At 71.9% G+C, this 17592-nt stretch carries 17 protein-coding genes; 9 read left to right on the top strand and 8 right to left on the bottom strand.

Annotated elements, in window-relative coordinates; genetic code table 11:
* The first annotated feature begins 7 nt into the window (after positions 1–7).
* Positions 8–796, top strand: coding sequence for an SDR family oxidoreductase (locus ACWPWV_RS06995; RefSeq protein ID WP_454042210.1), 789 nt, complete (start codon positions 8–10; stop codon positions 794–796).
* Between the two features lie 66 nt (positions 797–862).
* Here ACWPWV_RS06995 and ACWPWV_RS06990 read toward each other — a convergent pair whose 3' ends face one another.
* From ACWPWV_RS06990 to ACWPWV_RS06980, 3 genes are all read right to left on the bottom strand, one after another.
* The gene (locus tag ACWPWV_RS06990) at positions 863–2800 is read right to left on the bottom strand and encodes an FtsX-like permease family protein (protein WP_454042209.1); all 1938 of its coding nucleotides are present in this window, start codon (positions 2798–2800) and stop codon (positions 863–865) included.
* Positions 2797–3561 carry an ABC transporter ATP-binding protein gene (locus tag ACWPWV_RS06985; RefSeq protein WP_454042208.1) on the bottom strand — a complete coding sequence of 255 codons (765 nt, stop codon included), beginning with the start codon at positions 3559–3561 and terminating at the stop codon, positions 2797–2799. The genes ACWPWV_RS06990 and ACWPWV_RS06985 overlap by 4 nt, the downstream gene beginning before the upstream one ends.
* Before the next feature lie 225 nt (positions 3562–3786).
* A complete protein-coding gene (locus ACWPWV_RS06980; protein ID WP_454042207.1) occupies positions 3787–4083 on the bottom strand; it encodes a DUF1330 domain-containing protein in 297 nt (98 codons plus the stop codon).
* Between the two features lie 69 nt (positions 4084–4152).
* Between ACWPWV_RS06980 and ACWPWV_RS06975 the strand changes: the two genes are divergently transcribed.
* From ACWPWV_RS06975 to ACWPWV_RS06955, 5 genes are all read left to right on the top strand, one after another.
* Positions 4153–4464: an ArsR/SmtB family transcription factor gene (locus ACWPWV_RS06975; protein ID WP_454042206.1), complete on the top strand. Its 312-nt coding sequence runs from the start codon at positions 4153–4155 to the stop codon at positions 4462–4464.
* A gap of 141 nt (positions 4465–4605) precedes the next feature.
* A complete protein-coding gene (locus tag ACWPWV_RS06970) occupies positions 4606–5448 on the top strand; it encodes a helix-turn-helix domain-containing protein (RefSeq protein WP_454042205.1) in 843 nt (280 codons plus the stop codon).
* A gap of 70 nt (positions 5449–5518) precedes the next feature.
* Positions 5519–6013, top strand: a complete 495-nt coding sequence (locus ACWPWV_RS06965) for an MmyB family transcriptional regulator (protein ID WP_454042204.1) — start codon at positions 5519–5521, stop codon at positions 6011–6013.
* A 145-nt stretch (positions 6014–6158) separates the two neighbouring features.
* Positions 6159–6935 carry an SDR family oxidoreductase gene (locus ACWPWV_RS06960; protein ID WP_454042203.1) on the top strand — a complete coding sequence of 259 codons (777 nt, stop codon included), beginning with the start codon at positions 6159–6161 and terminating at the stop codon, positions 6933–6935.
* A gap of 9 nt (positions 6936–6944) precedes the next feature.
* Positions 6945–7508 (top strand): flavin reductase family protein, encoded by a 564-nt coding sequence (locus ACWPWV_RS06955; RefSeq protein ID WP_454042202.1) that lies wholly within the window; start codon positions 6945–6947, stop codon positions 7506–7508.
* Between the two features lie 155 nt (positions 7509–7663).
* On the opposite strand, the gene ACWPWV_RS06950 is transcribed toward ACWPWV_RS06955, so the two are convergent.
* From ACWPWV_RS06950 to ACWPWV_RS06940, 3 genes are read right to left on the bottom strand one after another with little or no spacing between them, the layout of a single operon-like run.
* On the bottom strand, positions 7664–8383 hold the full coding sequence (locus ACWPWV_RS06950) for an alpha/beta fold hydrolase (protein ID WP_454042201.1): 720 nt from the start codon (positions 8381–8383) through the stop codon (positions 7664–7666).
* A gap of 26 nt (positions 8384–8409) precedes the next feature.
* Positions 8410–8874: a RidA family protein gene (locus tag ACWPWV_RS06945; protein ID WP_454042200.1), complete on the bottom strand. Its 465-nt coding sequence runs from the start codon at positions 8872–8874 to the stop codon at positions 8410–8412.
* Entirely contained in the window at positions 8874–9695 is an 822-nt protein-coding gene (locus tag ACWPWV_RS06940) for an alpha/beta fold hydrolase (RefSeq protein WP_454042199.1), read from the bottom strand. The genes ACWPWV_RS06945 and ACWPWV_RS06940 overlap by 1 nt, the downstream gene beginning before the upstream one ends.
* On the opposite strand from ACWPWV_RS06940, the gene ACWPWV_RS06935 reads away from it, so the two are divergent.
* From ACWPWV_RS06935 to ACWPWV_RS06925, 3 genes are all read left to right on the top strand, one after another.
* Positions 9694–9819, top strand: a complete 126-nt coding sequence (locus tag ACWPWV_RS06935) for a hypothetical protein (RefSeq protein ID WP_454042198.1) — start codon at positions 9694–9696, stop codon at positions 9817–9819. The two genes, ACWPWV_RS06940 and ACWPWV_RS06935, sit on opposite strands and share 2 nt — an antisense overlap.
* Positions 9820–9857: 38 nt before the next feature.
* On the top strand, positions 9858–12200 hold the full coding sequence (locus tag ACWPWV_RS06930; protein WP_454042197.1) for a helix-turn-helix domain-containing protein: 2343 nt from the start codon (positions 9858–9860) through the stop codon (positions 12198–12200).
* Positions 12201–12567: 367 nt separating this feature from the next.
* Positions 12568–15273 (top strand): pectate lyase family protein, encoded by a 2706-nt coding sequence (locus ACWPWV_RS06925; protein WP_454042196.1) that lies wholly within the window; start codon positions 12568–12570, stop codon positions 15271–15273.
* Between the two features lie 119 nt (positions 15274–15392).
* Here ACWPWV_RS06925 and ACWPWV_RS06920 read toward each other — a convergent pair whose 3' ends face one another.
* Both ACWPWV_RS06920 and ACWPWV_RS06915 read right to left on the bottom strand, forming a co-directional pair.
* Entirely contained in the window at positions 15393–15992 is a 600-nt protein-coding gene (locus ACWPWV_RS06920; RefSeq protein WP_454042195.1) for a hypothetical protein, read from the bottom strand.
* A 113-nt stretch (positions 15993–16105) separates the two neighbouring features.
* Positions 16106–17584 carry an NAD-dependent succinate-semialdehyde dehydrogenase gene (locus ACWPWV_RS06915; protein WP_454042194.1) on the bottom strand — a complete coding sequence of 493 codons (1479 nt, stop codon included), beginning with the start codon at positions 17582–17584 and terminating at the stop codon, positions 16106–16108.
* Positions 17585–17592 lie beyond the last annotated feature (8 nt).

Below are 17592 nucleotides of genomic sequence, written 5' to 3'. Positions count from 1 at the left end.
AGGACCCATGTCGCTGGTTCAGTCAGCCCGACTGGAGGACAACCCCTATCCGCTGCGCTCGCGCACCGCTGTCGTGACCGGCGCCGCCGGCGGCATCGGGCAGGCCGTCGCTCGTGCGCTGCTGGGTGCGGGCGCGAACGTCGCTTCGCTGGACACGCGCGAGTCCGTGCTCCGGACCGACCGCACGGTCGCTCCCCCCGGATCCCGCGCGCTCGGCGTGGTGGCGGACGTCACCGACGCGCAGGCCCTGCGCCGCGCCCGCGAGGAGGTGCACCGCTCGTTGGGACGGGTCGACCTCGTCGTGGCGAACGCCGGCGTGATGTACGGAGGACCGTTCGAGCGGTCGTCCGAGGAGCAGTGGGCGTCGATGGTCGACGTCAACATCGTCGGCTCGCTCAACACGGCACGCGCCTTCGTCGACGACCTGCTCGAAGCCGCCGCCGAGGAGCGACCGACGGACCTGGTCTTCGTCGGCTCGGTCGCCTCGCACATCCTCCTGCCCGACTTCAGCGTCTACTCCGCCACTGCGGCGGCACGCGCACACCTGTCGCGTACCCTGCGCGCGGAGCTGTCCGGACGGGGCGTGCGCGTCAGGCACGTGGAACCGGGCACCACGCTGAGCGCGCTCGGGTCGGAGATTGACGACGACGCCGCGAGGGAGCGACTGGACCGTCTGCGCTCCGTGAACCAGCCGCTGACACCCGAGGACGTCGCGCACTCCGTCCTGTTCGCGGCGTCCCTGCCCGCGCACGTGAACGTGGCGGAGCTGGTCGTGATGCCGACCCACCAGGTCTGACGGTTCCTCCCGGGGGGCCGCGACCGGCGCGCGCCGGTCGCGAGGTGGCCGTCGTCGGGCCTCTTGCTAGGCCCGTGCCAGCAAGAGGCCCGCCGGGTCCGGCCGGGTCGCCGCAGCAGCCGCGACCCCGCCGGCGACGGCGGTGAGGACCAGGCCGCCACCGACGACGGCTGCTCCGAGGAGCCACGGCACCTGAAGCGTCGCGACGCCGGTGAGGTGGGCCGTCGACGTGAGGACGGCGAGCGCCGTGGTGGACGTCGCGACGACACCGAGGAAGATCGCGGAAGCACCGACGAGCATCGTCTCCAGGACGGCTGCCCCGAGCGCCTGAGCGCGGGTCATCCCGCTCGCGCGGGCGACCGCGAGCTCGTGGCGGCGGCCCGAGGTCGCGATCGCGATCGCGTTGACCACCCCGATGACCGCGTACGCCGCACCGACCGCCATCACGACCACGAGCACACGTCCGTTCTCGGCCTGGCCCGCCGCGCCTGCGTCCGCAGCCCAGCTCTCGAGATCGGACACCTGGCCTGACCGCCCCAGCTCGCGGGCGGCGGCGGCGCTGTCGGCTCCCTCGTCCAGCGTGACGAAGGTCGTGGCGGGCACGGTGTCGAGGATCTCTTCGGGCACGAGGTCGCGCGGGAGCACGACGCCGACCGGGCTGCTGCTTCCCGCGGGGACCGCGGTACCGAAGCCGAACGCTCCAAGGTCCCGGTCACCGATGCTGACCGTGCCTCCGCTGCCGAGCCCGAGGCCGGCCGCTCCGGGGCCAGGTGCCGCGTCGCCGTCCTGCAGCGCGTCGACCGCCCCGGCCGCTCCCGGATGGGCGGCACCGAACGCGACCGGGTCGACCACGAGCGCCTCCGTGGTCACCGCCAACGGCGTCCCGGCGATCTCCTCCGACATGCCGGGGACCGCCGAGCCGGACGGATGGACCCGGACGGGCACGACCCACTCGGTCGACGCGTTCGCCACGCCGACGACCTGGCGAGGGTCCTCGTCCGGCGGCCCCACGGTGCGGAGCACCAGGTCGGCCTCGGTGCCTCGCACCGTCTGGGCGAGCGCCGCCTCGCCGAACGACAGCATGGCGACCGGCTGGCTGAGGACGAGCGCCACCAGCACGATCAGCGGCGCCGCGGTGGACGCCGTGCGGGCGGCGGCGTCACGGAGGTTGGCGACGGCGAGCCCCGGGATCGGTGAGGCGGGACGGGGCGCGAGCGACACCACCGCCGGCACCAGGGCCGGGGCGAGCACCGTCATCGCCAGTGCCGCGGTGATGCCGGCCGACATGGCCATCGCCTGCGCGCCTGCAAGCCCGCCGAAAGGTGCCGTGACGACCAGTGCGACCGTCGCGAGGACCAGGGTCCCTCCTCCCACCCACCGGGCCCGCGTCATCGGCTTCTCGGCCGCACCGGTGGCGCGCAGCGCGTCCAACGGGTCGATGCGGGCCGCCCGTCGGGCGGCGAGAGCCACGCCGGCGAGGGAGAGGGCCACGCCCAGCGCGAGCGACGCGGGGACGACCCACGGCTGCCAGGGCGCGGTGAACGCGGCCGGCACGAACTCGGACGCGGCCAGCAGGCGGGTCTGGAGGTGCTGCAGGGCGATTCCGACCGGGATGCCGACGGCGGCGCCGAGCGAGCCGAGCACGACCGCCTCGGACAGGAGCATCCGTCGGAGCTGTGCGGCGTCGGCACCGACGATGCGAAGCAGCGCCAGGTCGCGGCGTCGTTCCGAGACGGAGAACGCGAACGTCGAGGCGATGATGAACACGGCGAGGAACGCGCCGAACCCGAGCGTCACCGAGACGACGGTGAGGGCGACGGTCCGTGCGCTGTCGAAGCCGGCCAGCGCCACGGTGTCCGCGCCGGCAGGAGGCTCCATCCCTGCGACGGCCAGGAGCAGCAGGAGAGAGGACTGGACGAGACCGACGCCCAGGGTCACGGTCACGAGCGCGCCGGTGTACGTCTGCCAGCGCTCGGCGAAGCCGGCCACGGCGAGGCGGTTCATCGTCCGGCCTCGAGGGCCACGAGCCGGTTCGCGATCGTGGTCGCGTCCGCCCCGACGAGGTGGTCGACCAGCCCTCCGTCCCGGAGGAAGACCGTCTCGTCGGCCGCCGCCGCTGCGGCTGGGTCGTGCGTCACCATGAGGATCGTCTGCCCCGTCCGGGTCATGTCGCGCATCATCCCGAGCACCACGCCCGCCGCCCCCGAGTCGAGCGCGCCGGTCGGCTCGTCGGCGAAGAGCACCTCCGGACGCGTGATCATCGCTCGCGCGATGGCAACCCGCTGCTGCTGGCCGCCGGACAGCTCTCGCGGTCGGTGACCGGCGCGCTCCCCGAGGCCCACGAGACCGAGAGCCTGGCGGACGGCGTCACGCCCTGGGCGTCGCCCGGCCAGCTCCAGGGGCAGGGCGACGTTCTGCTCGGCGGTCAGCGAGCCGATGAGGTTGAAGTTCTGGAAGACGAATCCGATCCGTGCACGGCGCAGCTCGGTGCGTTCGTGGTCGGTGGCGTGGGTGATGTCCGTGCTGCCGATCACCACCCGTCCCTCGTCGACGCGGTCGAGCCCGGCGGCGACCTGGAGCAACGTCGACTTCCCCGAGCCGGACGGCCCCATGATCGCCGTCCACGTGCCGCGTCGCAGGTCGAGCGAGACGTCGCGCAAGGCTGTGACGCGGGTGTCTCCGGTGCCGTGGGTGCGTGTCACTCCGGTGAGGGACAACGCGGTGCCGGTCCCGACGGGGGCCGGTTCGAGGGCGGTGATGGTCATGTGTCTACTCCACTCGTCGTCCGTGCTCCGAGGTAGCCGGTGGACCCCCCGACGCGGCTCCGGTTGTCCCGGCCCGCAGAGGCGTTGCTCCGGCCCAGGACCGGTGCCTCATGCTCGTGACTGTCGACAGGGAGAACCAGGCCGCCGCGCACCCAGGAACGCGCGGCGCCCGGTCGGACCGTCTCGCGTTGCCGCGCCCCGCGGTTCGGTTCCTCGTGCCCCGACCTACTCGCCGTCCGGACCGCTGAGCACGATCGCGTCCTCGGTGGCGTTCCTCTGCCGGAGCTCCTTCCACGGTGCGTACTCGTCGGACTCGTAGAACCGGCGGAACGCTGCCTTGTCGACGAACTCGATGAGGACCGCGAGGCGGGGACTACGCGTGCCCTCGGCGATGATCGGGTCCTCGTCCCGCGCGATGACCCGACCGCCGAAGCGCTCGAGGATGGGCTGGACGTTCCTCTCGTACTCGGCGATGACGTCGTGGTCGTGCGGAGTCATGTCGATGCTGATGTAGGCGGCCACCGGAGGCGCTCCTTGTCCGTTCGGGAAAGTTCGAACCGACAACGTACACGATTCGGCTACAGTCGAACCATGCCGCAGCTCACCCACCCTGACGCCGACGAGATCCAGCTCGTGGACGTCCTCGCTGCGCTCGGCAACCCGACCCGTCTAGGGGTCGTCGAGCGGCTCGCGAAGGGCGAGCACCTCAACTGCACGACCGCGCTCCCTGACGTCCCCAAGTCGACGGCGAGCCACCACTGGCGCGTCCTGCGCGAGAGCGGTCTGCTCCGCCAGAGCAAGGAGGGACGGTTCATCACGATGACGCTCCGCCGGCACGACCTGGACGCGCGCTTCCCTGGGCTGCTCGACTCCGTGCTCGGGGGGACGGGGCCACGGCCGTAACACCTCGGCAACCGCAGTCCCTTACGATCTCGCCTGCAGGAGGCTGGGCAGCGGCCTGCAGGCAGGTACCACCGGTGCGGCGGCTTCCTCGGGGAGGTCCAGGACGCGCCGGGACCGTCGCACCTCCGATGGGAGCAGATCATGAGTGAGCTGGGCGATTTCCTCCGGGCGAAGCGGGCCGGAGCGTCTGTCGAGACCCTGCCGTTCGCCACCTCGGGACGGAGGCGCGTGCCAGGACTACGCCGAGACGAGGTCGCCCTGCTCGCGGGTGTCAGCGTGGACTACTACACGCGACTCGAGCAAGGACGGGAGAAGAACCCGTCGGCGCAGGTGCTGGACGCGCTGGCCCACGCTCTCGACCTCGCTGTGCACGAGCGCCGCTACGCGTACGGGCTCGCCCAGATCGCCTGGGTTCCCGAGCTCCCCGGGAGGGACGAGCCGGTCGACGCCCCCTTGATGCGGCTGATGGAGGACTGGCCCGGGGCGGCCTGCTTCGTCCTCGACCCCCTGCTCGACATCGTGGCGACGAACCAGCTCGCGACGGCCCTGTTCCGGCCGTTCACCGCGACGAGGAACCTCGTCGAGATGGTGTTCCTCGACCCGGAGGGAAGCTCCTTCTACGTCGACTGGGACCGCGCAGCGAAGGGATGCGTGGCCAATCTCCGGGCCACCTCGGGGCTCTACGCCGGCACTCCCCGCCGCCAGGAGCTCTTGGACCGCCTTACCACGGGCAGCGCGTACTTCGCCGAGCTGTGGGCGGCTCACGAGGTGGAGCCGAAGACTCACGACCAGAAGGTTCTCCGACACCCCGACGCCGGGGAGTTCTCGATCGACTTCGACGCCTTCGAGGTCTCCGCCATGCCCGGGCACCAGCTCGTCGTGTATCGCGCCGAGCCTGCGAGCGCCGGCGAAGCGGCGTTCCGCAAGCTGTCGGCCGAGATCTCGGCGGCGTCACCGGCTCCCCACGACCTGGTCACCGGCTGATCCGGACGGTGCCTGCGCCTAGGAGGACCAGGGCCAGGCTTGCCGCCCGTGACGTGGCTAGCGTGCGAGCGTGCCTGAACCGACCACCCAGCCGTCCCTGGCGCTCCCGGAGCGAGAACCCGCGGTCGTCCTGGACGGCGGTCTCCTCGTCGTCGACGCGAACCGGCGATGGCGTTCGCTCCACCTTCCTCTGACCTTCCCCCACGACCTCGGTCGGACGGTGTTCTGCGACCCGGCCGCGGTCTGGTTCTTCGCCGACCGTCAGCACGAGGAGTACGACGTGGTGGCGGCACTACTCGACAGCCTCCGTGACGAGCACGCCCACGACTCTGCACGGGCCGCCGTCAGCGACCTGCGAGCGACGAGCCGCCGCTTCGCGGACCTGTGGGAGGGCCGCCGCGTGAGACAGCGACAGCTCGACACGTATGCGGTCCGCCACCCTGACCTCGGTGACCTGACGTTCGACCGCCGCACGGTTCGTCGTGACGGCTACCTGCTGCGCGTCGCCACCCCGAGGCCCGCGACGTCACGGCTCCTGCCGCTGCTCGACCACCTGTCGGGCTGAACGCCGACGGCGGACACGGGTCGTGCGCGGCTAACTGGCTGCGCGACTGCTAGGAAACCGGCGACCTGGTTCGACCGAGACCCCCGCGTGACGCTGGACGTGCCTCGGAACGAGGGGCAGAAGAATCGTCGGACGAGGAGTCACCATGACCGGAATCATCATCCCTGGCGCACTCGACGGACGCGTGGCGGTCGTCACGGGCGCTTCGAGCGGTATCGGCGAGGCGACCGCGGAGCTGTTCGCCGCTCTCGGGGCTGAGGTAGCCCTGCTCGCACGGCGGGCCGACCGTCTGGACGCCGTCGCCGCACGCATCCGGCAGAACGGCGGCAGGGCGCTCGCGGTGCCCACCGACGTCACGGACCGCGCGCAGGTGCGGGCTGCGGCGGACCGGATCGAGACCGAGCTCGGCGCCGTGGACCTGGTGTTCGCGAACGCCGGCGTCCAGCTCATCTCCTCCATTAGCGACCTGAAGGTCGAGGACTGGGACGCGCAGATCGACCTCAACATCAAGGGGGTCATGAACACGATCCAGGCGTTCCTGCCGGCGCTCGAGACCGCCGCGGCAGCCGGACGAACGGCGGATCTCGTGACGACATCGTCCATCGCCGCCACGCGGATCCTGGAGAAGTTCCAGGTCTACTCGGGGACCAAGGCCTACATCAGCCACCTCACCCGGCTCCTGCGCACCGAGCTCGGGCGCAAGAACGTCCGTGTGACGACCATCGAGCCCGGCATGGTCGACACCGAGCTCCCCGACCACGTGACCGACCCTGACGCGAGCGCCCTCATGGCGGACCTGATCGAGCAGATCGACGTGCTCCAGTCCCGCGACGTCGCCGAGACCGTCGCTTTCGTGACGGGCCTTCCCCGGCACGTGAACCTCACCGAGATCACGATCCTGCCCACCCAGCAGATCATCTGAGGAGCCATCGTGACCGGCCACTTCACGCGGTATCCGCTGGACAGGGTCCATCGTCTCCTCGAGCCCGGACCCGTCGTGCTCGTGTCCACGTCCGACGGGCAGCGAGCGAACCTCATGACCAACGGGTTCAACATGCCCGTGCGTCACTCGACGACGCTCGCTCTCGTCGTCGGGCCGTGGGACCACTCCTACACGGCGCTCCGCGAGACCCGCGAGTGCGTCGTCGGCATCCCGGGCCGTGACATCCTCGAGACCGTCGTCGACATCGGCAACGTGTCAGGGGCCGACGTCGACAAGTGGGAGCGCTTCGGCCTGACCCCGGTACCCGCGGAGACGGTCGGCGCTCCCCTCGTCGGGGAGTGCTTCGCCAACGTCGAGTGCACCGTGGCCGACGACCGGCTCGTCGACGACTACGACCTGTGGCTGCTGCGGATCGAGGCCGCGTGGATCGATCCGGCCGTCGAGCCCGGCGCCGAGCTCCACCACCGGGGCGACGGCACGTTCTCGGCCAACGGTGACCTCGTCGACCTCAGGTCTCGGATGACCAGGTGGGAATCGCTCACGCGCGATTGACGCTCGGCGCCCGAGCGTGCACCGGGCACGGGGCCACCGCACGGCCGGGTGGTCCTGGCTCGGACCCTCCGCACCGGCGGGTGCCCCCAGGGAGACGACGGAAGGGCTCGCACCCCTCGTGGCGGTGCGAGCCCTCCCGTCCTGCGCAGGGACGACTACGCGGACAGGTGGGCGATCGCCTCGGTGATGACGCCGGCCACCGCTCCGGGCTGCGACACCATGACCGAGTGGGACGCGCCGGGGATCTCCGTGACCGAGACGGCGCCGGCACGCTCGGCCATGAACCGCAGGCCTTCGACGGGGATGTTCTTGTCGGCGTCGCCGAAGACGAACCACGACGGGATCGACTTCCACGCAGGGGTCTGCGCCGGCTGGGGCTCGCCCAGGGCGTAGTCCCTGATCGGGCGCTGCGTGCGGGCCTGGGTCGCGGCGTCGGCGGCCGGGACGTCGGCGGCGAACTGGCCGGGGAACAGGTCCCGGTCCACGACGAGGTCGTGGGTCCCGTCACCCAGCGGGTAGGGGCGGACCGTCTCGCCGAGGGTGCTCCCGGGGAACCGGCCGGTCAGCTCGAGCGCGGTCTCGCCGTGGTCGGGGGCGAACGCCGCGACGTAGACCAGGCCGACGACGGCGGGGTTGTCGACGGCCGCCTCGGTGATGACCGCGCCGCCGTAGGAGTGGCCGACGAGGAGGACCGGTCCACCGATCCCCTCGACGGCCCGCCGCACGTTCTCCGCGTCGGTGGTGACGCTGCGCAGCGGGTTCGGCGTGGCGACGGCGGCCACCCCGGCCGCGGTGAGCCGGGGGATCACCCCGGACCAGCTGGCCGACTCGGCGAACGCGCCGTGGACCAGGACGACGGTGATCTGCTCGGACATGCTTCGTGCTCCTTCGTGGGTGGGGGTCATGCGAACTCGACGACCAGCTCGACCTCGACCGGCGAGTCGAGCGGCAGGACGGCGACGCCGACCGCGCTCCGTGCGTGCACCCCGGCGTCGCCGAAGACGGCGCCGAGCACCTCGGACGCGCCGTCGAGCACGCCGGGCTGGCCGGTGAAGGCCGGGTCGGAGGCCACGAACCCGACGACCTTCACGACGCGCGTGACGCGGTCGAGCGTGCCCAGCACCTCCTCGACGGCCGAGAGGGCGTTGAGCGCGCTGGTGCGTGCGCAGTCGGAGGCGACCTCGGGGCTGACCTCGGCGCCGACCTTCCCGGTGACGGGAAGCGTCCCGTCGACGAGAGGGAGCTGGCCGGCCGTGTGGACGAGGTTGCCGCTGACGACCGCGGGAACGTAGGCGCCGGCGGGCGCCGGCGACCGGTGCGGGACGGTGATGCCCAGGTCCGCGAGGCGGGCGTTCACGTCGGGCATCAGCGGGCCAGGAACTCGAGGATGTCGGCGCCGAGCGCCTTCCGGAAGTCGCCGTAGACACCGTGCGGCGCGCCCGGGTAGACCTTCAGGGTGCCGTGCTTCACGAGCTCGGCGGAGCGGAGCGCCGCGGCACCGATCGGCACGATCTGGTCGTCGTCGCCGTGCGCGATGAGGATCGGCACGTCGAGGGCCTCGAGGTCCTGGGTGAAGTCGGTCTCGGAGAAGGCCTTCACGCAGTCGTACGCGGCCGACAGGTTCACCAGCATGCCCTGCCGCCAGAAGTCGTCCTTCGCGCCCTGCGACACGTCCGCTCCCTCGCGGTTGGCTCCGAAGAACGGCTCGGCGAGGTCCTGGTAGAACTGCGAGGCGTCGTTCAGCACGCCCGCACGGATGTCGTCGAACACGTTGATCGGCAGCCCGCCCGGGTTCTCCTCCGTGCGGACCATGAGCGGGGGCACGGCACCCACCGTGACGACGCGGGAGACGCGTCCGGCGCCGTGCTGCGCGGCGTAGCGCACCACCTCGCCCCCACCGGTCGAGTGACCGACCACGACGAGGTCGCGCAGGTCGAGGGCCTCCACGAGCTCCGCGAGGTCGCGCGCGTAGGTGTCCATGTCGTGGCCCGTGGAGGTCTTCGACGACCGGCCGTGACCGCGGCGGTCGTGCGCGATGGCCTGGTAGCCGGCGTCCGCGAGCAGCTTCAGCTCGACCTGCCAGGCGTCCGAGCTCAGCGGCCAGCCGTGGCTGAACAGGACCGGCTGGCCCGAGCCCTGGGTCGTGAAGTAGATCTCGGTACCGTCGGACGTCGTGATGTAGGGCATGAAATATCCTCTGCTGCTGGTGATGTCGTCCCGGCTGACGGGCCGGACGTGGGGCCTGCGCCCGCTCGAGCGGGGGCCGCGGGCGAACGCCTGTCCCCACCTCACCGTCGGCCCGGCCGGGTGACCAGGCAGAAAGCAGGCAGAAATGGGAAGTCACCTCCGGTGAACCGACCCCCCACGCTCGGCGAGCAGCTCCGTCGCCTGCGGACGTCCGCCGACCTCACCCTCGAGGCTCTCGCCGAACGCTCGGGGGTGAGCGTGCGGACGATCGGCGACATCGAGCGCGGCGTCAGCGTCGCGCCCCACCGTCGGACGGTCGACGCCCTCGCTCGCGGTCTCCGGCTCGGGTCCGCGGACCGCGAGGCGCTGCTGCGCGAGTCGCGGGTCCGACGAGCCCTCCCTGCGCAGGGGCCGCGCGCGTCGGCGGTCGCACCTCACCGGGTCTGGGACTTCAGCGGTCGGGAGCGCGAGATCTCCGAGATCGTGTCGTTCCTCACGCCGTCGGGAGAGGGCCGCGTCGCACCGGTCGTGATCTCCGGGCTGGCGGGGATCGGCAAGACGACGACCGCGCTGGAGGCGATCCACCGCCTCGAGCCGTCCCTGCGTCCGGTCCTGTTCCTCGACCTGGACGGCCTCAGCTCGTCCCCCCTGACCCCGATCCAGGTCGTCGGGGCGCTGCTGCGCCAGGTCCCCGGCCTCGGTGAGGCGGTGCCGCGAACCCTCGACGACGCGGTGCTCAGGTGGCGTGCCGTGACCGCCGAGACGTCGGTGACCGTCCTGCTGGACAACGCCGACTCGGAACGGCAGGTCCGGCCCGTCCTCACGCTGCACGCCGACAGCGCGGTCGTCGTCACGTCGCGGCGGTCCCTCGCCGGCCTGGAGGGGGTGCGCCGGATCACGCTCGGTCCCCTCCGGCCGGAGGAGAGCGTCGAGCTCCTCGCGAAGATCATCCCGGCGGACCAGCGTGACGCCGGTGACCTGCGCGAGCTCGCCGAGCTCTCCAGCCACGTCCCGCTGGCGATGCGGATCGCGGGGAACCGGATCGCCAGCACGCCGGCGGTCCACGCGGGCGACTTCTCGGCGCGGATCAGGTCCGCCGAGAACCGCTTCCGGATGCTGGTGGCCGGTGACCTGGCGGTGGAGGCAGCGTTCACCCTGTCCTACGAGGACCTCGAGCCGGAAGTCGCGACCCTCTTCCGCGCGATCTCCGTGCTCGACGCCGGAACCTTCGACGCCCGGATCGCCGCCGCGACCCTCGCGCCCACTGAGAGCACCGGGGAGGTCGAGGACTGGTTGGACGAGCTGACCGACCTGGGCCTGCTGGAGGCCAGGGGCGGCAACCGGTACCACCTCCACGACCTCGTGCGCCTGTTCGCCGGCTCACGACGGGTCGCTGCCGACGCCGACGACGCCGACGCTGCCCGGTCCGACGGGGACGCCGACGGTGCTGCCGAGGCGACGCAGGCACGGCGCGACCGGTTGCGGCACTGGCTGCTCGGGAGCCTGGAGCGTGCCGGTGCCTGGTTCGAGCCGGAGCGGTCGCCGGCGGGAGCCGGGCCGGCGGGCGTGACCTTCGCCGACGCGGAGGCGGCCGACGCCTGGATCCGCCTCGAGGAGCACCACTGGTGGCCGGCGATGCAGGCGGCGGCGAGGGCCGGCGAGCACACCCTCGTGGTCGACGTGGCCGACGCGATGCACTGGTTCTCGGAGCTCTGGGCGGAGTGGGGGCACTGGACGGAGTTCTTCGGCCTCGCGGTGGACTCGTCGCGCGCCCTCGGGGACGAGCGCCTCGAGGCCATGCACCTGGGCTACCTCGTGTGGGCCACCGTCGTCGAGTCGTCGGACCGCGTGGAAGGGCTCCGGCTCGCGCGGCTCGCGGTCACCGCCGCCGAGGCGTCGGCGGACCACCAGCAGCTGGGCTGGGCGAGCTTCTACCTCTCCTGGATGCTCAAGGAGAACGGTCTCGACGGGAGCCTCGAGGCCTGTCGCACCGCGCTGCTGCAGTTCGGTCTCGCCGGTGACAGCGAGGGCACGACGAGCGCCGCGTCCCTCCTCGGCGACCTCGCGCGGGCGACCGGTCACCACCAGCTGGCGCTCGACGAGTACCGCGCCGCGTACGACCAGGTGCACGCCGGGGCGCCGGTCTTCACGCGGGCGATGACCCTCCTCGTCAGCACCCTGCACTACCGGATGTCCGAGGCGCTGGTCGCGCTCGACCGGCCCGCCGAGGCGATCGACGCGGCGGACCGTGCGATCGCCATCGCGGAGGAGGTGCGGGGGCTCACCCTCGTCCGGATGTCCCTCCGGTCACGGGCGATCGCCCACCTCGCGACGGGCGACGGCTGGCAGGCCCGGGCGGACATCGAACGGGCCCTGGAAGGACTCGACGTGACGTCGTCCACCGGGGTGAACACGGCATTCCGGGACACCCTGCTGCCTCTGCTGGACGAGGCCGACCGGATGTCCGGAGGCGACGGGACGTCGTCGTCGGTCGGCCCGCGCTGACGCCTCCGGCGCCCGGTCCATCCCTCCACCGCGGCTCGCGAGCCGCCGCGGGCGGCAAACTTCTCGGAACGTGCCGGATCGGGTGAAAAAACTCGGGGTTGCGTCTGAGAAACCGGTCTCTTAGGATCGAGAAACCGGTTACCCGTCCTCCTCCGGGTCTCCAGGGGTGTGCCCGCTCCGACGGCGGAGCGGGCACCGCCCAGGCGGCCGGTGCTCGTCGAGGGGGACGTGAGAGCGAGACCGACGGCCGTCCGCACCGGAGCGGACGCCGCCGGCGCCGGCGCGCTCGGGTCAGCCAGACCCGACGGCGGAGCACGTCAGCTCCACCAGCACTGCCCGAATTTCGATGACGAAAGGTGAGGCAACGATGAGACGACCAGTCGCACGACGACTCGTCGCGGCGGGGGCCGCGATCTCCCTGACGGCCGCCATGGGCGTGACCGCCCTGGCGACGACGGCCACGGCGGCCGTGACCGGCAGCCCGACGGGGTACGCGACCCAGAACGGGGGGACCACCGGCGGCGCCGGCGGCCAGACCGTGCGGGCCACGACGGGGACGCAGATCCACGCGGCCCTGTGCAACCGGGCCAGCGACGACACCCCGATCACGATCCAGGTCGAGGGCACGATCAACCACGGCAACACGGCGAAGGTCTCCGGCGAGAGCTGCAACACCGCAGCCGGCGTCATCGAGCTCAAGCAGATCAGCAACGTGACGATCGTCGGCGTGGGGAGCGGTGCCACGTTCGACCAGCTCGGCATCCACATCCGTGAGGCCAGCAACATCATCATCCAGAACGTCACGGTCAAGAACGTCAAGAAGTCGGGCTCACCGACCTCCAACGGCGGTGACGCGATCGGCATGGAGAGCGGCGTCCGGAACGTGTGGGTCGACCACGTCACGCTCGAGGCGTCGGGCGGCGAGTCGGAGGGCTTCGACGGCCTCTTCGACATGAAGGCCGGGGTCCAGTACGTGACGCTGTCCTACAGCATCCTGCGCAACTCGGGCCGTGGTGGCCTCATCGGCTCGAGCGAGAGCGACACCTCGAACGGCTTCGTGACGTTCCACCACAACAAGTACGAGAACCTCGACTCGCGCACCCCGCTGCTGCGCGGCGGCATCGCGCACATCTACAACAACCACTACGTCAAGCTCAACGAGTCGGGCATCAACTCGCGCGCCGGGGCGCGGGCGAAGGTGGAGAACAACTACTTCGAGGACTCGAAGGACGTCCTCGGGACGTTCTACACGGACCAGAAGGGCACGTGGCAGGTCGCGGGCAACGTCTTCGACAACATCACGTGGTCCACCCCCGGCGGCGACATCCAGCCCGCCGGACCGAACCCGACGTCGACGACGAGCGTCTCGATCCCCTACGCGTACACGATGGACGGCGCGAGCTGCGTCCCGGCCCTCGTGAACCAGACGGCCGGCGCGAACAAGGGCCTCAAGGTCTCCGACGGGTCGTGCACGCCGCAGACCCCCGACCCGACCGACCCGACGGACCCCACGGACCCGACCGACCCGACCGAGCCCACGGACCCGACCGACCCGCCGGCGCCCAGCGCCGAGACGATCTACGTCGCGCCGAACGGCAGCGCGACCGCTGCCGGCACGCTCGCCGCGCCGACGACGCTCCCCGTCGCGATCGACCGCGTCGCCTCGGGCGGCGAGATCTTCCTGCGGGGCGGCACGTACAACCTGTCGCAGACCGTGACGATCGAGCCGGGCAACGACGGCACGTCGGGCAACCGCACGCTGCTGTCGGCCTACCCCGGGGAGAAGCCGGTGCTGAACTTCTCGGCGCAGGCCGAGGACCCCGCCAACCGCGGTCTCGCGATCGGCGGCGACTGGTGGCACGTCTACGGGATCGTCGTGGAGCGTGCCGGTGACAACGGGATCCTCCTCGGTGGCAACAACAACGTCATCGAGCGCGTGGTGACGCGCCACAACCGGGACACCGGTCTCCAGCTCTCCCGCCTCGTCGCGGGCGCGCCCTCGAGCGAGTGGCCGTCGAACAACCTCATCGTGTCGAGCGAGTCGCACGACAACGTCGACTCCGACGGCGAGGACGCGGACGGCTTCGCGGCCAAGCTCACCTCGGGCCCGGGCAACGTGTTCCGCAACACCGTCGCGCACCACAACATCGACGACGGCTGGGACCTGTACACGAAGACCGACACCGGGCCCATCGGCGCGGTGACGATCGAGAGCTCGCTCGCCTTCGAGAACGGCACTCTGTCCAACGGCGGCCAGGCCGGCAACGGCGACCGCAACGGGTTCAAGCTCGGCGGCGAGGACATCAAGGTGAACCACGTCGTGCGGAGCTCGTTCGCCGTGAACAACGGCAAGCACGGCTTCACCTACAACTCCAACCCCGGCTCGATCACCATGAGCGGGAACGTGGCCGTCGGCAACGAGGAGCGCAACTTCAGCTTCGACGCCGGCACGCACCGCTACAGCGGGAACGTGTCCTGCGACTCCGGGGCGAACGACAAGACGGTCGGCACTGATGCCGGCGGCAACTCGTTCTACAGCGGGTCGAACGGCTCCGCGTGCGGCGCCTACGACGGCGCGCTCGGCTGGTCGTTCGCGTCCGACGGCGCGCTGCGCGTGACGTTCGGCGGCGAGCCGACGAACCCGACCGACCCCACGGACCCGACGGACCCGACCGACCCGACCGAGCCCACGGAGCCCAACCCGCCGTCGGGCACGAACCTGAGCATCGGTGCGGGCGCGGACGGCTCGAGCAAGGCGAGCGGGACGAGCTACGGGAACGCGATCGACGGTGACGCGAGCACGTACTGGTCGCCGAGCGGCTCCACGGGCACGATCTCGGTCAAGTGGGGCACGTCGAAGACCGTGTCGTCGGTCGTCATCCGCACGGCCTCGGGCGGCGGCACGCTCGGTGCCTGGCGGCTCGTGAACAACGACACGGGGGCGGTCCTCAAGACCGGCTCCGGCGCGGGGACGGCCACGTTCCCGGCGACGTCGACGAAGAAGATCAACCTCGTGATCACGAGCGCGTCGGGCACGCCGCGCATCGCCGAGCTCGAGACCTACGGCGGCTAGCCGGTCAGGTCGTCCCGCGGAGGGGCGGGGTCGAGGGCCGTCCGGTCCTCGACCCCGCCCCTCCGCTCGTCCCGGCCGGGCGCTGCCGCAGGCGCCGGTGCCCGACGGCGCCCGACCGGTCAGGCGAGCGCGCGGGCCGGGGTCGGTGCGAAGGTCAGCGCGGGTGCCGACGCGACCCCCCGGAGGCCGGGCCGGTGCCGCGCCGCGTACTCCTTGAGGTCACCGCGGAAGACCACCTCGCCGGGGAGGTCGAGCAGCATCTGCGGGCGCACCTGCCAGCGTGCGACGCCCAGGTCGCACACGCCCGCGCCGTGCAGCACGTGGTAGACGAACTCCGAGCAGACGAAGCGCGTGTCGTCCTCCGAGCCGCGCCCCGTCAGCACGCTGACGAGCCCGGTCTTCTTGTAGGAGTAAGCGTGCGAGTCCAGGAGGAACTCGCTGATGCGGGCGCAGACGACCGCGTGCTGCTCCGGGGTCACGGGGATCTCCAGCACGAGGCCGGGGACGACGTCCATGCCGCGGTAGAGCCCGTCGTCCAGCCGTTCGCGCTTGAAGCACCCGACGAAGGGGTTGTTCGCCCGCCGTCGCGCGAAGCTGAACATGAGCTCGAGGCCCGGGTCGAGCGCGAGCGAGGCGTGCGTGAACTCGTCGCGCGTCGCCAGGGCGATCGTCCGGGACAGGACGGTGCGGCTGCGGGACAGCACGAGGTACACGTTCACGCCGCAGACACTACGTCGAATCCGGGTGGACATCTACACGTTCGGGCCGTCTGACGTGCGTGGATGTCTGACGGGAGGTATAAGCGTGCGCCGGACGCCTCCGTCCGTCGCCCTCAGGGCGCCGCGAACGGGTCGGGCGTCAGCGTGTACTTCGTCTGGAGGTACTCGTGGATGCCCTCGGCGCCGCCCTCGCGGCCCAGCCCGGACTGCTTCCAGCCGCCGAACGGCGCGGCGGCGTCGGACACGACGCCGACGTTGAGCCCCATCATCCCGGTCTGCAGGCGCTCGATCATGCGCTGGCCACGGGCCAGGTCCTGCGTCCAGACGTAGGAGACGAGCCCGTACTCCGTGTCGTTCGCCAGGCGTACGGCCTCGTCCTCGTCGTCGAACGGGGCGATCGCGAGGACCGGGCCGAAGATCTCCTCGCGCAGGACCGCGCTCCCGGGCGCGACGTCGCTCAGCACGGTGGCCGCGAAGAACGACCCGGGCCGGTCGAGCGCGGTCCCGCCGGTGCGGAGCGTGGCGCCGCGCTCGACGGCGTCGTCGACCAGCGCTCCGGTCCTCGCGACGGCGCGGTCGTCGACGAGCGGTCCGATCGTCACGCCCTCCTCGGTCCCCCGTCCGGTCCGGAACGCCTCGACCCGTTCCGTGACGCGCCGCGCGAACTCCTCCGCGACGGACCGGTGCACGACGAACCGGTTGGCCGCGGTGCACGCCTGGCCGATGTTCCGGAACTTCGCCGTGATCGCGCCGTCGACGGCCTTGTCGAGGTCGGCGTCCTCGAAGACGACGAAGGGCGCGTTGCCGCCGAGCTCCATCGACGTGCGCAGCACCCCGCCCGCGGCCTGCTCGAGGAGCGTGCGCCCGACGGGCGTCGAGCCGGTGAAGGACAGCTTGCGCAGGCGCGGGTCCCGGACGACCGCCTCCGAGACCGGGCCCGTGCGCGACGTCGTGACGACGTTCACGACGCCGGCGGGCAGCCCGGCGTCCTCGAGGATGCGCGCGAGCAGCAGCGTCGTCAGCGGGGTGAGGGACGCGGGCTTCACGACGACCGTGCAGCCGGCGGCGAGCGCCGGGGCGATCTTGCGCGTGGCCATGGCGAGCGGGAAGTTCCACGGCGTGATGAGGAAGCACGGGCCGACGGGGTGCTGGGAGACGACCATGCGGCCGGTCCCCGCGGGGTTCGCGCCGTAGCGCCCCTGGACGCGCGGCGCCTCCTCGCTGAACCAGCGCAGGAACTCGCCGCCGTAGGCGACCTCGCCGCGCGCCTCCGCGAGCGGCTTCCCCATCTCGAGCGTCATGAGGAGCGCGAGGTCGTCCGCGCGCTCCTGGACGAGGTCGAACGCGCCGCGCAGGATCTCGGCGCGCCGGCGCGCGGGGGTCGCGGCCCACGTCGGGAACGCGTCGCACGCGGCGTCGAGCGCGGCGACGCCGTCGGCCACGGTCGCGTCCGCGACGTCCTTGAGGCGCTCCCCGGTCGAGGGGTCGTCGACCCCCAGCACGGCACCGTCCTCGGCGGCGCGCCAGCGGCCCCCGACGAACAGGCGGTCGGGCACGGTCGCGAGCAGCGCGGTCTCGCGGTTCTCGGTCATGGGACTCC

It is taken from the genome of Cellulosimicrobium sp. Marseille-Q8652 (assembly GCF_965112045.1).
This window is presented reverse-complemented; position numbering and strand designations above follow the sequence as displayed.

Coding starts and splice junctions, on each gene's coding strand:
- ACWPWV_RS06935 (WP_454042198.1), top strand. CDS start 9,694: ATGAAATATCCTCTGCTGCTGGTGATGTCGTCCCGGCTGACGGGCCGG.
- ACWPWV_RS06985 (WP_454042208.1), bottom strand. CDS start 3,561: ATGACCATCACCGCCCTCGAACCGGCCCCCGTCGGGACCGGCACCGCG.
- ACWPWV_RS06925 (WP_454042196.1), top strand. CDS start 12,568: ATGAGACGACCAGTCGCACGACGACTCGTCGCGGCGGGGGCCGCGATC.
- ACWPWV_RS06915 (WP_454042194.1), bottom strand. CDS start 17,584: ATGACCGAGAACCGCGAGACCGCGCTGCTCGCGACCGTGCCCGACCGC.
- ACWPWV_RS06970 (WP_454042205.1), top strand. CDS start 4,606: ATGAGTGAGCTGGGCGATTTCCTCCGGGCGAAGCGGGCCGGAGCGTCT.
- ACWPWV_RS06990 (WP_454042209.1), bottom strand. CDS start 2,800: ATGAACCGCCTCGCCGTGGCCGGCTTCGCCGAGCGCTGGCAGACGTAC.
- ACWPWV_RS06960 (WP_454042203.1), top strand. CDS start 6,159: ATGACCGGAATCATCATCCCTGGCGCACTCGACGGACGCGTGGCGGTC.
- ACWPWV_RS06995 (WP_454042210.1), top strand. CDS start 8: ATGTCGCTGGTTCAGTCAGCCCGACTGGAGGACAACCCCTATCCGCTG.
- ACWPWV_RS06940 (WP_454042199.1), bottom strand. CDS start 9,695: ATGCCCTACATCACGACGTCCGACGGTACCGAGATCTACTTCACGACC.
- ACWPWV_RS06975 (WP_454042206.1), top strand. CDS start 4,153: ATGCCGCAGCTCACCCACCCTGACGCCGACGAGATCCAGCTCGTGGAC.
- ACWPWV_RS06950 (WP_454042201.1), bottom strand. CDS start 8,383: ATGTCCGAGCAGATCACCGTCGTCCTGGTCCACGGCGCGTTCGCCGAG.
- ACWPWV_RS06945 (WP_454042200.1), bottom strand. CDS start 8,874: ATGCCCGACGTGAACGCCCGCCTCGCGGACCTGGGCATCACCGTCCCG.